Here is a 14,527-nt window from a genome sequence, read left to right as displayed (position 1 = left end):
ATCTTACCGAAGTCGGACAGGCAATATTGGAATTTTGGCTGATCAAAACCTTAAGAAAGACTTATGAAGAACTTATGATTTCCCTAAGATAGTTGTTTGCTTTTGCTCAACTCCAAATCTCCAGTTGGGAGAACAACGGTAAACGTTGTCTTGCTCACGTCGCTTTGGGCTGTAATCGTACCGCCGTGGGCGGTAACAATCTCTTTGGCGATTGCCAGGCCAAGCCCAGCGCCCCCTGTTTGTGAAGAACGTGAGGCATCCAGTCGAAAAAACCTTTCAAAGATGGTTTCTAATTTCTGTGGTGGAATGGGATCGCCCTTGTTTGCAAATTTTATTATGACGTCTTTCGCCTGCACGGAAGCTGTGATGTCAATGGTACTGCCGTCATAGCTATATGCCATCGCGTTTTTTAGAATATTATTAAACACACGAGAGAGTTTATCCGCGTCTCCCCATAAAACCAACTCATCCGGCGCTTGGACAATGGCCTGCTTGTTTTGCGGCGACAGCATCGGATAGAATTCATCCGCCATTTGCCGCAGCATAAAGGACAGGTTGATTTTCCCCTTGTTCAGCACGATAGAGCTTAGATTAAACCGTGTGATTTCAAAAAATTCATTGATAAGCTGCTCCAGACGATATGCTTTTTCCAGCGTAATGCCGGTGTATTTCGCTCGTTGCTCGGCCGGCATATCGGGCGCTTCATCCAGCAGGCTCAAATACCCGATGACGGAGGAGAGCGGCGTCCGGATATCATGTGCAAGATTTACGACCAGATCATTTTTGCGCTGCTCCGCTTCCCTTGCCTCACGCTCGTTTTTGAGGGCAGTCTTTTTGATCTGATTCATGCTGTCTTCAATTTCCCGAAGCTCTGCCGGAAGCTTGATGTCTATATCATCCGGCTGCACCAGAGCCGTGCTCGCTGCGGCGATATCCTCAATATAACCGACTGTCCTGCTCCAATAAATATAAATGATGATCAGGACCATGACAAACCAAACCAGCGGGATTAAGAGGGTGGCATAATCCAAAAGTATATTTAAAAAATAATATAGGGGCGAGGGCTGCCAAGTGATGCTGTAACCTATATAGTAAGCGGTAACAATGATAGCCGCATACAGTACCGATGCCAGGATTTCCGTTCTTGCGCACCGAAAGATCGTCTTTTTCATAAATTCGGAACGAAACTGTTTATCCTTCAATTTTATAGCCGACCCCCCATACCGTTTTGATGTATTGCGGCCGTTCCGCGCTGTCGTGCATTTTCCCCCTTAGATGCCGAATATGCACCATTACGGTATTATTGCAGTTGGTAAAATACTTGTCCCCCCATACCTCGTGGAACAATTCTTCCGAGCTGACAACACGCCCCCGATTGGACGCCAGGACCCACAAAATAGAAAACTCTGTGGGAGTAAGGGAAAGCGGTTTTTCATTCAGTATGCATTCATGCTTGTCCTTATTTAATACCAAGCCGGAAAATACGATGGAATTTTCCTCCTGGCTCGGTTCAGCCGGATTGTATTTTGTAAACCTCCGCAATTGCGCCTTCACCCGCGCAACCATTTCAAGAGGCCGAAAAGGTTTTGTAATGTAATCATCCGCACCTAACGTAAGGCCGGTAATCTTGTCAATTTCTTCATCCTTGGCGGTTAGCATAATAATAGGGAAATTATGCTTTTCTCTGATTTGCTGGCAGATTGAAAAGCCGTTTACATCGGGAAGCATGACATCCAATATCGCTAAATCTATGTTCTCCTTCTCAATACATTGCAAGGCGTCATGTCCATTATAAAACTTAAGTACATTGTAGTTTTCGCTTTTTAGATATACTTCAATTAAGTCTGCAATAGACTGTTCATCATCTACCACCAGAATTTTTCCCATTATAATCCAATCAACCCCTTAAGCAGCAACAAAATCCCATAATCAGTATCAAAAAACCGTCATTCATTTTGCTGTTTTCACTTATCAAAATTGCACACCGCCATCTATCCTATTTTCTTCACAGAGTTTTTATTTCCTGCGTTCTGCAATACCCCATTTAATAGCAGCATCCCGATACCGTATTTACCGATTGTAGCGTGTTCAGTTTCGGGTAACGCCAAATCAGGCAGCAGGTAGTCTCCAACTTGTGAATAAGTAATCTCTTACATTTGTTTTTCGCTCCAATGCGTTTGTAGTTGCTGTTTCCAGCTTATTTACAATACCGTTTGCCGACTATCCAATGTTTATTTGAGATTACTTCCTTATCATATCCCCGCCAAAGCCGGCGTTTTTGTTAGTCTATATATGTATTGTAGTATGGAACTGCATGGCGAATGAATTTGCCGGCAACTGTGTTGGGCGGATTTTGTTCAAATTGTCAGTTGACATAGGTATATTCGTTATATAGGATTAGAATGATAGGCGTCAATTAACTAACATCTTCCATGCGGCCTGTGGGGCGGCGGGGTAAGTGGCGCCGGTATTAAAACGGGGAGGAGACTATAAGTGAAAAGAGTAATTTTTACAGTGTTGGCGGTACTTCTGGTTCTGGGCGCCGCCGGATGCGGCAGCAAGGAAAAGTCATCGTCCGGACAACAGCAGTCTCAAAAGGTTGAGTTGGGTATTATTCAAATTGTGGAGCATCCGGCTTTAGACGCCGCCCGCAAAGGTTTCCTGGACGTATTTGCGGAAAACGGCTACAAGGATGGCGATAAGCTTGCTGTTGACTACCAGAATGCGCAGGGGCAGCAAGACAACCTGCAAACCATTGCCAACAAGTTAGCCCAGGACAAGAAGAGCCTGATCCTGGCTATCGCTACCCCTTCCGCCCAGGTCATGGCCGACAAGACGAGTGAAATTCCTATTCTGATAACTGCTGTGACCGACCCGGTAGAGGCAAAGCTCATCAAGAGCATGGACAAGCCGGATACCAATATAACGGGCACCACGGACATGAACCCGATTAAAGAACAGTTGCAGCTTATCAAGGATATCGTCCCCTCAGTAAAAAAAGTAGGTATCATTTATAACTCCAGCGAGATTAATTCCCAGGTGCAGGCAAAGGCTTGCAAGGATATAGCCCCCGAACTGGGGTTGGAGATCGTGGAAGCTCCGATTACTGCCAGCAATGAAGTGATGCAGGGGGCCCAGTCCCTGGTCGGCCGTTGTGATGCCGTCTACGTCCCAACCGACAACATGGTTGTGGCGGCCATCTCCAGCGTTGTCAAGGTGGGTGAAAGCAGCAAGCTGCCTGTCTTTGCCGCTGAGGAAAACTCGGTCAAGAGTGGCGCCATCGGCACTTACGGTATCGACTACTATAAGCTTGGACGCCAGACCGGTGAGATGGCCTTGCGTATCCTGAAAGGTGAGAAGCCGCAGGAAATGGCCATTGAGAGCCAGAAGGAACTGACCCTGACGCTGAATCCCGCAGCCGCCGCGCGCATGGGCGTGACGCTGCCTGAAGAGCTTAAAGCAAAAGCCACGCTGGTCGAGTAGCAAAAGCAACTTTTTAAACAGCAAAGGTGATAATATTGTCGTTGCACATTTGGATGGGCGCCCTGGAGCAAGGATTACTCTGGGGCTCCATGATCCTGGGGGTCTACCTGACCTTCCGGATCCTGAACTTTCCTGACCTCACGGTAGACGGCTCCTTTACCCTGGGAGCCGCGGTAGCTGCGCGCCTGATTCTTGGCGGCTGCGACCCGTGGCTTGCGACCATGGCCGCTGTCCTGGCCGGCGCCGCAGCGGGGCTGGTTACAGGACTGCTCCACACGCAACTGAAAATCGACCCCCTGCTTTCAGGTATTCTTGCCATGATAGCTTTATACTCTGTTAACTTGCGCATAATGGGTACGGCAAACCTGTCGCTGCTGCGCGTGGACACCATTTTTTCCTCCATCAGCGGTTTCACCGGCCTAAGCGCCTCAGCCCTTGCGCTGGGCGGCGCCGTCTCTCTGCTTGTGGTCATTGGCCTCTACTTTTTCCTGCAAACAGAAGTTGGTCTGGGGGTACGGGCGACCGGCGATAATCCCCAGATGATCCGCAGCCTTGGTGTTAATACCAACACCACCAAACTCATCGGGCTTTCCTTGAGCAACGCCCTTGTTGCCGTATCCGGGAGTCTGGTGGGACAATACCAGAGCTTTGCCGATGTCGGCATGGGCATCGGGATGATCGTCGTCGGCCTGGCCTCGGTCATCATCGGAGAAGTCCTGGTCCGCACTCCGACGATCTTCCGGGCGCTTGTGGCAGCCCTGGTCGGTTCGGTCATCTACCGCGCCGTCATTGCCGGAGTCCTGCAATTGGGCATGCCGGCGACGGATTTAAAACTCCTCACGGCGGCTATAGTGACAGTCGCCCTGGCCTTCCCCGTTTTCCGGGCGCGTTTCCGCAAACTTCCGTTATCCCGGGAAAGGAGTGGTCAGAGTGCTTGAAATAAAAAACATCACCAAGGTCTTTCACCCCGGTGATATCAATGAAAAAACCGCCCTGCGGGACCTTTCCCTGCATCTTGCGCCGGGTGAGGTCGTTGCGGTGATCGGCAGCAACGGGGCAGGCAAGACCACCCTGCTGAACGCCATAGCCGGTGTTTTTCAGATCGACGAAGGGCAAATGCTGATTGAAGGACAAGAGGTCGGCCGAAAGCCCGAGCATGTCCGGGCCGCTTATATCGGGCGCGTTTTTCAGGACCCCAATCTGGGTACGGCGGCAACCATGACCATCGAGGAAAACCTGGTAATGGCCCTGCAGCGCGGTAAGCCGCTGCGCCTGCGGCGGGGAACTGCAAAAAATAAGCGTGAACTGTTCCGCGAGCGCCTTGAGCCGCTTGGCCTGGGTCTGGAAAACAGGCTGACTTCCAAGGTCGGCCTTCTTTCCGGGGGACAGCGTCAGGCGTTGACGGTACTGATGGCAACCATCGCCAGACCAAAGCTCCTGCTTCTTGACGAGCACACCGCTGCGCTCGATCCAAAAACGGCAGCGGTGGTGCTGGACCTGACCACCAGGATTATCGCTGATGGAAACTTGACAACCCTCATGGTGACGCACAATATGGAACAGGCGCTGACCGTAGGCACACGTACGATCATGATGCACGAAGGCAGGATCATTCTCGATATCAGCGGTCCGGAAAGGGCTCGTTTGGAGATCCCCGACCTGCTCAAGATGTTCGAGCAGGCCAGCGGCAAAGCTTTAAATACCGACCGTTTACTCCTGGCCCAATAAACCGCCGGCGGAAATCACCCGCCGGCTTTTTTGTTGACAAAGGGTTGACAGGGGGGCGGGGTTATGGACAACTGTCTTAATCTGGCAAGACAAGCAGAAAAGATGGCAGTTGATAAGTGATTTTAAAAAACTACTTAGCTTTGATTTAGCGGTTTATGGTAAACTAAAAGGATAGTATTAATAAAGCATAAATGGTTAAGGTGTCTTTAGTTATGTATAAGGATCGGATCTCCAGCGAAAAATTGTCGATCATGGCTGACGAGGCAACCCGCTGTATGGCCCCGGAGGTATATGAGAAGGGGAAAACCCTCTACGATCGTGACCGGATCAAATGGGTCAAAATATTTGGGCCAAGGATTTACTCGACTGTTGATGACGATAAAATGTATACTGTGACGGTACACATTGATAATTTTTCCCAAAGCACCTGCACTTGCGCAAAAAAACGCCTTTGTGAACATATTGCCGCAGTTTTTATTCATTACTACGGCCCCAGGATGATGGAATTTGAAAATTCACCAAAGATGAATTTTTCGGCAAGCAAGAACGCCCCCCCTAAAAACACTAACCTAAACCTAAAAAATCAGGCGGTTCAGAGTACTCCTGACAAGGAAGGACCTGTTGAGCTTTGGTATGAGTATTTTGAGAACACCTACGGCAGGATCAGGGAATCCAGGAAGAGGCCATCTCTATCGTATTCGGATTTTTTTGCCAGTGAACTGTATATCAGCGCCAGGTTATATGACGAGTTTATGGACGTGGTGAACGTTCACAGCCAAAGCTGGCCTTCCTTAAACAGGGACTTATACCGGTTTCACAGCGACCTGTTTTTTATGGACATGCTGGAAAAACAAATAAAGGATGTCCAACCGGCATACGTGGACCATTATCAAATGGAAGAAATATGGGATGATTTTATGCGGTCCTTTGCCGCCATTCTGTCCAATAAGCAACGGGAAAAAAATAAACCGTTGTTTCAGACGTTTTTTCAGAAGGCTATAGAAGTTGCCCGCGAGCGTCTTTTTCTGGTGAAAACCCCTCTTTTTAATTGGTTAATGGTCTACCGCCTGTTGTGTGTCACTTCGTATAATGATTGTCTGGAAAAAGAAACACGTTACCTGGAAGAATTCTTAGCTGGGCATGAGCCGGACCAGCAGAGCTATTATTACGCGGTCCTCGGGCTGGCCAGCCTGAGATTGGCCGCCAACAGGGAAGAGGACGCCCTGTCCGTGCTGCGGCAGCTTAAAGACAAGCGCATAGATGACCTGCTCTTTTACCTGGAGTATTTTGCCCGGGCGAGGGAATGGGAAAAACTCCTGGCTTGGGTCAACTGGCTGGCTCCCGATATAAAGGGAGCAAATGCTGTTGTATTGGAGGATATCTGCAAGTACTGCCTCCAGGCGGTTGAAAACAGTAAATTCGGGCAGGAATTTATCAAGCTTATTCGCTCCTGGCTGCCCCGCAGCCTGGATTGCTATGCCCAATATCTTCTGGAGGAGGACCTGTTCAGGGAATGGGTTGAATTACACATGAGCTACCGGGGATACACCTGGGATAATATCGACAAGGATGTATTGCGGCTCATTGAAGCAAAGGACCCGGCCGCCCTGATACCCCTTTATCACCAGTGGTCGGCCATGCTTATAGAAGGGAAAACCAGAAAATCTTATCAGGCGTCGGTCAGAGTGCTCAAAAAATTGCGCGCGCTCTATAACAAGAGCAAAGCCATCAAGGAATGGAATACCTTCATTTACAGCCTGGCTGCGCGTTACCCGCGGATGAGGGCGCTGCAGGAAGAGTTGCGGAAAGGAAAGCTGATTTCTTCATGACGGATAACCGCATCAGCGTTTTTTCGGAATGGCTGCCCGGTAAAGGTTTCATCATCTGGGCAGCGGGAGCCGACCATACAACCGTTTTTCATGAATTGAAGTACCTGCTTTTTGCCAGGCACAAAGCTTCATATTACGGGACCTTTATCGATACCGGCAGCCACCGGGGCAGGGAGGCGCTTTACCTTTCTCCCCTGACTTCGCTAGACTTCTTCACCACCCGGACCTGGTCCGGAGAGCTGGACTGGCGTTGGAGCGACGAAACCAGAGCGTTGATGGAAGCAGCGCCGCGGTTCAGAAAAGCCCTGGCCGCCGGCTGCTGGAAGCCGGATTTCGACAAGTGGCGGGAAGGCAGGCGGGGGTGGCGCATGGACTGGGAGCGCGCCTCCGGTTGCGGCGACTTGCCGGTCATAGTGCCCTTTATTGATGAATGGGCTGATCTGATTATCAATAATCTGATCGAAGAAAAACCGGAAATCGGCCGGACCTGGGAAAAAATTCTGTCGTCATATCCTGTACTGATTCCCGCTCAGGATAGAAGTCAGCCTTTAACCGGTGATGAAGAAACGTGGCTGGAAGCCGCCGGCTGGCAGCAGGACCACACCCCTTTTCGGACTTGCCTGGAACTTGCGGAACCGGACGGCGAAGACACCGCCTGGCTGCTTAATATTATTTTACAGGACAAAGAGGACCGCGGCAGCCTGGCAGCCTGGGAACCCGGGGCCATGCGGCCGGATTGGCAGGAGCATAGCGACCGTGTCGAACGCGATATCCAGAAATGGATCGACATCCTGCCGTGGCTGCAGGATAGCCGCGGGGAAGGATCAGCAGGACTGCGCCGGGAACTTACTGAGGTTGATGCCTGGGAATTTCTCAATACCGGCAGTATCCAGCTGGCGCAGGCCGGCCACACCGTCTTTTTGCCCAAATGGTGGCAAGAAGTACAAAAGCTCGTGCCGTCGCTTAAAATCAGGACCCGCTCCTCGGTGGGCTCATCGAAAGAAAGCCTCCTGGGTGTCAGCCAGATTGTGCAATTTGACTGGAATCTGGCTGTCGGCGGCCTGGAACTGCCGGAAGAAGAGTTCCGGAAGCTGGTTGCAAAAAAACGGCGGCTGGTGCGGATCCAGGGCAAGTGGATCCAGCTCGACCCTGCTTTTGTGAAGAAAATCCAGCAATACCTTCGTAAAAAGGACGGTATTTCGCTGGGTGAAATCCTGCATATGCGCCTGCTTACCCCGGTTGACGAAACTTCTTTGGAACCGGAGCCCGGCCCGGCAGAAGCTCTGCAGGTGGAGGTGGAGCTAAGCGGACAGTTCGCCCGGATGGTGGAACAACTGAACAACCTGGACCAGATTCCCATACTTGAGACGATAGCTTCTTTTTACGGCTCGCTTAGAAGATACCAGCTGGCAGGCGCCTCCTGGCTGTTATTCTTGCGCCGCTTCGGCCTGGGCGGTTGCCTGGCCGACGATATGGGCCTCGGGAAAACAATCCAATGGATTGCCTATTTGTTAAAAGTCCAAGAAAACGAAAATCCTCCTTGCCCGTCACTTTTGATTTGTCCGACTTCAGTCCTGGGCAACTGGCAGAAGGAGTTGGCCCGTTTTGCGCCTTCACTTAAGGTACAGCTTCACTATGGCCCGCAGCGGGCAAAAGGTCCTGATTTCCTATCCTCCATTGAAGGCGTCGGCCTGGTGATTACTTCCTATAATCTGGCCCACATAGACGAAGAAGATTTGGCTGCGGTGGAATGGGACTGCATTTGCCTGGACGAGGCCCAAAACATTAAAAACGCCTACACCAAACAGGCCGCCGCGGTACGCAAATTTAAAGGACGCCATCGCATAGCCATGACCGGCACGCCGATGGAAAACCGCCTGACCGAGCTGTGGTCGCTTTTCGACTTTATCAACCCTGGCTACCTCGGCAGCAGTAAGGAGTTTAACCGCAGCTTCATAAGCGCTATTGAGAAAAAAGGAGACGCGACAGATATCGGCCGGGTGCAAAAGTTGATCCGCCCGTTCCTGCTGAGAAGGGTGAAAAATGACCCGGCTATCGAGCTGGACCTGCCGGAAAAGCAGGAACAAAAAGAATACATTCCCTTGACCGTTGAACAGGCGTCTCTTTACGAAAGCGTATTGGAAGACCTGTTTAATAAACTGGAGAAATCAGACGGCATGGCCCGGCGGGGTTTAATCCTGTCCACGCTGATGAAGCTGAAACAGATCTGTGATCACCCGGCGCTTTTTCTAAAAGAAGGTCCGCTTGAAAACATCAATGCAGGTTCCAAAAAAGTGGAGCGTCTTCTGGAAATGATCGCGGAGTTGCGCCAGCAGGGCGACCGCTGCCTCATTTTTACACAGTTTATCAGGATGGGGCAGCTGCTGCAGGAAGTTATATTAAAAGAGCTGGGAGAAGAGTCTTACTACCTGCATGGCGGTACTCCCAGGAAGGAGCGGGACGAAATGGTAGCCCGTTTCCAGGATACAGGCTCACACAATTACAATATTTTTATACTGTCACTCAAAGCGGGCGGTCTTGGCTTGAACCTCACCGCCGCCAACCATGTCTTTCATTTTGACCGCTGGTGGAACCCTGCCGTGGAGAACCAGGCCACCGACCGCTCGCACCGGATCGGCCAGAACCGTCACGTCATGGTCCATAAATTCATCAGTCTGGGCACGATGGAAGAACGTATCGACGAAGTGCTGGAGCGCAAGTCGAGCTTGAATGAGCAAATCATCGGCGCCGGTGAAGCCTGGGTAACGGAGATCTCCACCAGTGAGTTGCGGGAGCTTTTCTCCCTCCGCAAGGAATGGGTCGGCGCCTAAAACGCCGGCAGCGCCGGTTGCAAGGAGGCCATGCAAGTGGGACGCAAGAAGAAAGAGAAAAAAAAGAAAAAGCCACAGGCTGTGAAAAATATCAGCGCCGTGACCAAAAATACCACCGTTAGTTCCGTACAGCCGGACCAACCCGACCAGCCGGACCTCAGCCACCTCTCCGGTGACTGGCGGGAATTTTACCGTCGGGTGATTGACCAGGTGCGATAACAGAAATTTTTGATGTTGTTTCATGAAAGCCATTGCAGTTGCTAAAGGAGCTAAAGCGAAGGAGATGGGATTGCCCATCTCCTTTTGCGTGCAGGTTGCTTTGTTCCCAGGCGTCATCATAAAGGACATCCATTTCAATAACTCCAAAGCAATTTTCTGAAGATCATATTATTCCCATGAAGCCATATAATGGATTATAATCCACTTAAAGGGGTGGTGGGATGCTTCTTTATTTTAAAAGAGTACTGTTGTTACTTTTGATAATAATTTTTTTATTGATAATGCTGTCTATAGTATTCCCAATAGATTCATCAAGTTCCTCAATCAGCAACCTTGAAGTAAGCAGCCGGCCTTTTCTTGCTCTTGATACAGTCGAGGTGGATGGCCGTATGCTCGTTCCGCTGGAACAAATCAGTAGGCCCCTTGACTTAAGCTATGCCGTAAATGGTGAGACACTGTTGCTGTCCAAGGCCATAAGTTATGATAAAAAGCGGCAAGAGCCTTTTTTCTTTCCGTTAAATCATTCATACTATAAGGGACCGGTTCAATTTACGACTTGAGAAATGATAGAAAAAGGGGATGCGTTTTGATAAAACAGGTAGATATTATTGCTATCGTAGCAAAAGAAACAGGTATTCCTCGGCATAAGGTCGAGCAAACGGTCAAGCTTTTGGCCGATAACACAATCCCTTTCATTGCCCGTTACCGCAAAGAGCAGACAGGAGAGCTCGACGAAGAACAGATCCGCAACATTGATGAACAGCACAGGTACTACACCAGTCTTGAACAGCGCAAGGAAGAGATAATCCGCCTGATTGACGAACAGGGGAAACTTACTGAAGAGCTGCAGGCTAAAATCATTAACTGCACCAAACTCTCAAAATTGGAAGACCTGTACCTGCCCTACAAGCCCAAGCGCAAAACCAGGGCCGGCGTTGCCAGAGAGCACGGGCTCGAACCTTTAGCTAATTTTCTTTTGTCCTTCCCCAGGTCGGAAAGCCCGGAGGAAGAGGCTTATGCCTATATATCTGAATCAGTTCCCACAGTTGAAGAAGCCCTGCAGGGAGCTATGGACATCGTTGCCGAGAGTGTGGCCGAGGACGCCGATGTGCGCGGCTGGGTGCGTGAACATACCAGGCGGGGAGGGCTCCTCGTCACCAGTGGGCGCAAGACGGAAGAAGACAAAACTTACCGGGATTATTACGATTACAAAGAGCCAGTGAACAGGATACCTCCGCACCGGGTGTTGGCTATTAACAGGGGTGAGAAAGAAGAAGTACTGAGTGTCTCCATTGAGGTGGATGAAAGTCCTGTACTCCAATGGCTCAAGCGTAAATTTTTAGAAGAGGGTTCAACGACCTCTGAGTACGTGTCAAAAGCTATTAAGGACGGGTATAAAAGACTCATTGCTCCTGCTGTTGAGCGGGATATCCGGAATGAATTAACTGATAAAGCACAGGCACAGGCCATCAAGGTATTCTCAAAGAACCTGCGCAGCTTGCTGCTCCAGCCGCCGGTACGCGGTAAGGTGGTCTTGGGGTTGGATCCAGGCTACCGTACAGGCTGCAAATGGTCGGTAATAGACAAAACCGGGAAATTCCTGGAGGCCGGTGTCATTTACCCCACTGCTCCCTTGAAAAAAATAAAGGAGTCCGAAGAAGCCTTAGCCGGCCTGGTAGAAAAGTATGGAGTTAATGCAATTGTCATAGGCAATGGCACCGCTTCCAGGGAAACGGAGGTGTTTGTCGCAGATTTTATCAAGTCTTGCAACAAGCCGGGCCTATCGTATACTATTGTCAGCGAGGCCGGCGCCAGCGTCTATTCAGCCTCCAAACTGGCCAAAAAAGAATTTCCCGGCCTTGACGTTTCAGAACGCGGCGCGGTATCCATTGCCCGCCGCATTCAGGATCCCTTGGCTGAATTGGTAAAAATTGAGCCCCGGGCAGTAGGTGTCGGGCAGTACCAGCATGATTTGCCGCCCAAACACCTTGATGAAAAGCTTGCAGAGGTGGTTGAATCAGTCGTGAACTATGTGGGTGTTGACCTTAACACAGCCTCTGCACAGCTTTTGGGCTATGTTGCCGGAATCAAAGCGACCGTTGCCGAGAATATCGTGCATTACCGTGATGAGATTGGTGGTTTTAAGCGCCGCAAGGAGTTATCCAAAGTACCCAGGCTAGGCCCCAAGACACTTGAGCAGTGCGTGGGGTTTTTGCGTATTAACAACGGAGACGACCGGCTGGACGCTACCGCAATCCACCCGGAGTCATACGACTTGACCCACCGCTTCCTCGACCTGATCGGTTCCGGGGTGGATGAAATAGGCCGCTCCAGCATCAGATCGAAAATTGCCGGGGTGGATGTTGAGGAGATCGCGGCGCAGCTTGACGCCGGTGTCCCGACCCTTAAAGATATTGTAGACTGTTTGGCCCGGCCGGGCCGGGATCCCAGGGAGGACCTGCCGGTACCAGTGTTCCGCACGGACGTACTTAGCATTGAAGATTTAAAGCCGGGCATGGAACTCACCGGCACTGTCCGTAATGTTGTTGATTTTGGCGCCTTTGTGGATATTGGGATCAAAAACGACGGTTTGGTCCACGTTTCGGAAATGTCGGACACCCGTGTGCGACACCCGATGGACCTGGTTTCAGTGGGGGATGTGGTCAAGGTATACGTGCTGTCGATCGATATGGAAAGAGGCAGGGTCGCTCTTTCTATGAAAACAAGGCTGTAGCTTTGTTAGACAATCATGCCGCTAACGCGGCGCCGGCAGAGAATGAAAACTCAGAAATGTGGGTGCGATTTCAATCGCACACGGCGCGTTAGCGCCGCACTTGCATTTGGGCAACGTAGTAGGGTTGAAATATTTTAAGGTAGTAAATCATGTTCTTTAAGAAGTCACTTGATGGTACAACCAGAAGGTGGCTTCTTTTTTGTGCGCTTATTTACCCAAAAAAATTCAGCTAACTTTCATGAAATCTTCACGAATTATTAAGAAAGGAAGGCTACAATGAATCCTAATAATGTTATGGGGCAAGGGAGGAACTGCAGTTGTTTAATTCGCAGAAAAAGGGTGTAAAAACAGAAGAAATCTCAGGCCTGGCCCTGGCTTTAGTGTTGGACAGGTGTTTTATCGATTTGTTTGATTTGTGGGAAAGCGATAATAAACCTCTTAGAAGATTTAGACCGCAGCAGTCTTTACCGGCGAAAAAACAGGTCGCGCGGGTTGCCGGGAAGGAGGTTTTTTTAAGTAGGTTTTAAACATTTTTCTGGAGGCCGATAAGGTTTGTTTGAGTGCCTAAATGGTAATAGATATTAGATAATACAAGAGGTGTGTTTTAAGGTGTTTAACAAAATACCCAGGGAGATTCGTGATGAAAAAATGCCGTCAGCTGCATTTATGGATTGGTTTGTTGACTTCTTTATTAATACTGATTGAGGCTGTCACAGGACTCATTATGGTTGAACCGTGGCTTATCGGCGCTAGTATGCCGTCCATGGAGCAGCGGGTGCAGGTGGACAGAACAGGAGCGGGTGGTGCGGCCCCTGGAAGAGAGGCGCCGGAATTCAAAAGAGCTGCTGAAGGAGAGGCGGCCCAAGGCGGAGGCGCGAAAAATTACAGCGGGCAAAATAATATGATGGGTTTCATTAAAGCGCTGCATTCCGGAAAAGTAAACAATGCAAACCTTTCTATCCTTCTGGATATAGCGGCAATTGGATTGATTTTTTTGACCACAACCGGGATTATCCTGACAGTAAGAACATTGAAAGCACAGGGCGCTGCGAAAAAGAGATATTAGTGTATGGGCTATTGTGTTTTTAAAGCTGGTTTTGCATCCGGCGCCTTTATAGCCGGGGAACTTGCAGCAGGTCCCACCGGTTTTTTCTTGTCCTTTAGCCAAAAACAGAGTATAAGTGCGAGCAGACACATCCCTGCCGCTACAATAAAGCAGTCGCCTATGGCGTTAACCATGGAAAGCAGCGTGACTCTTTGTGCTACTAAACCCAGGCCGACACCTTGCGCGGTACCATAGCTAAGTCCCTGGTGGATAGCCATGTCCTGCAAAGCGGTCTGCAAAGCATAAGCCTCGTTGCCGTTCATATTTACTGATTGAGCCAGGTTGGCAAAGTGGAATGCTTCCCGTTTCTGCATTATGGTGGTAAGTATGGCGATGCCGAAGGACGCGGAGACCTGCCGGACCACATTGCTCAACGCGGATGCCTTACCCACCAGGTGAGGCGGTACTGTATTCATGCCAGCGGTAGTTACAGGCATCATGCACAGACCCATTCCCGCGCCGCGGATGGCCATCCAAAAGGTGATGGCGGCAAATGGGGTAACTTAACTAATATAGATAGACCTTAAATAGCTGTTCGGATAAAATGGAATTAAAAATCGCAGGCAGTTTGCACAAACAGCTTCATGAGGGGGGCAAA

General features: G+C 50.0%; 12 protein-coding genes. 9 read left to right on the top strand and 3 right to left on the bottom strand.

Features of this window, described 5'->3' with window-relative positions:
- Positions 1-83 precede the first annotated feature (83 nt).
- Together Psch_RS06705 and vanR are read right to left on the bottom strand one after the other, a co-directional pair.
- The gene (locus Psch_RS06705) at positions 84-1,202 is read right to left on the bottom strand and encodes a sensor histidine kinase (protein ID WP_243123965.1); all 1,119 of its coding nucleotides are present in this window, start codon (positions 1,200-1,202) and stop codon (positions 84-86) included.
- Entirely contained in the window at positions 1,192-1,890 is a 699-nt protein-coding gene (gene vanR / locus Psch_RS06700; protein ID WP_190240247.1) for a VanR-ABDEGLN family response regulator transcription factor, read from the bottom strand. The genes Psch_RS06705 and vanR overlap by 11 nt, the downstream gene beginning before the upstream one ends.
- A 603-nt stretch (positions 1,891-2,493) precedes the next feature.
- Between vanR and Psch_RS06690 the strand changes: the two genes are divergently transcribed.
- The 9 genes from Psch_RS06690 to Psch_RS06650 all read left to right on the top strand — a co-directional run bounded on the left by Psch_RS06690 (position 2,494) and on the right by Psch_RS06650 (position 13,890).
- Positions 2,494-3,483, top strand: a complete 990-nt coding sequence (locus Psch_RS06690) for an ABC transporter substrate-binding protein (protein ID WP_190239594.1) — start codon at positions 2,494-2,496, stop codon at positions 3,481-3,483.
- Positions 3,484-3,515: 32 nt separating this feature from the next.
- The gene (locus tag Psch_RS06685) at positions 3,516-4,421 is read left to right on the top strand and encodes an ABC transporter permease (protein ID WP_427910090.1); all 906 of its coding nucleotides are present in this window, start codon (positions 3,516-3,518) and stop codon (positions 4,419-4,421) included.
- Positions 4,414-5,211 carry an ABC transporter ATP-binding protein gene (locus Psch_RS06680; RefSeq protein ID WP_134218031.1) on the top strand — a complete coding sequence of 266 codons (798 nt, stop codon included), beginning with the start codon at positions 4,414-4,416 and terminating at the stop codon, positions 5,209-5,211. The genes Psch_RS06685 and Psch_RS06680 overlap by 8 nt, the downstream gene beginning before the upstream one ends.
- 212 nt (positions 5,212-5,423) lie before the next feature.
- Positions 5,424-7,040, top strand: a complete 1,617-nt coding sequence (locus Psch_RS06675) for an SWIM zinc finger family protein (RefSeq protein ID WP_190239592.1) — start codon at positions 5,424-5,426, stop codon at positions 7,038-7,040.
- Complete coding sequence (locus Psch_RS06670; protein ID WP_190239591.1) at positions 7,037-9,871, top strand: DEAD/DEAH box helicase; 2,835 nt, start codon at positions 7,037-7,039, stop codon at positions 9,869-9,871. The genes Psch_RS06675 and Psch_RS06670 overlap by 4 nt, the downstream gene beginning before the upstream one ends.
- Before the next feature lie 36 nt (positions 9,872-9,907).
- The gene (locus Psch_RS06665) at positions 9,908-10,090 is read left to right on the top strand and encodes a hypothetical protein (RefSeq protein WP_190239590.1); all 183 of its coding nucleotides are present in this window, start codon (positions 9,908-9,910) and stop codon (positions 10,088-10,090) included.
- 586 nt (positions 10,091-10,676) lie between these two features.
- A complete protein-coding gene (locus tag Psch_RS06660; protein ID WP_243123964.1) occupies positions 10,677-12,824 on the top strand; it encodes a Tex family protein in 2,148 nt (715 codons plus the stop codon).
- Between the two features lie 317 nt (positions 12,825-13,141).
- A complete protein-coding gene (locus tag Psch_RS06655) occupies positions 13,142-13,351 on the top strand; it encodes a hypothetical protein (protein WP_134218040.1) in 210 nt (69 codons plus the stop codon).
- Positions 13,352-13,464: 113 nt separating this feature from the next.
- Positions 13,465-13,890 (top strand): PepSY-associated TM helix domain-containing protein, encoded by a 426-nt coding sequence (locus tag Psch_RS06650; RefSeq protein ID WP_190239589.1) that lies wholly within the window; start codon positions 13,465-13,467, stop codon positions 13,888-13,890.
- Between the two features lie 8 nt (positions 13,891-13,898).
- Here Psch_RS06650 and Psch_RS06645 read toward each other — a convergent pair whose 3' ends face one another.
- Complete coding sequence (locus tag Psch_RS06645) at positions 13,899-14,369, bottom strand: efflux MFS transporter permease (RefSeq protein WP_190239588.1); 471 nt, start codon at positions 14,367-14,369, stop codon at positions 13,899-13,901.
- Positions 14,370-14,527 lie beyond the last annotated feature (158 nt).

The sequence above is a fragment of the Pelotomaculum schinkii genome, from assembly GCF_004369205.1.
Lineage (GTDB): Bacteria > Bacillota > Desulfotomaculia > Desulfotomaculales > Pelotomaculaceae > Pelotomaculum_C > Pelotomaculum_C schinkii.
This window is presented reverse-complemented; position numbering and strand designations above follow the sequence as displayed.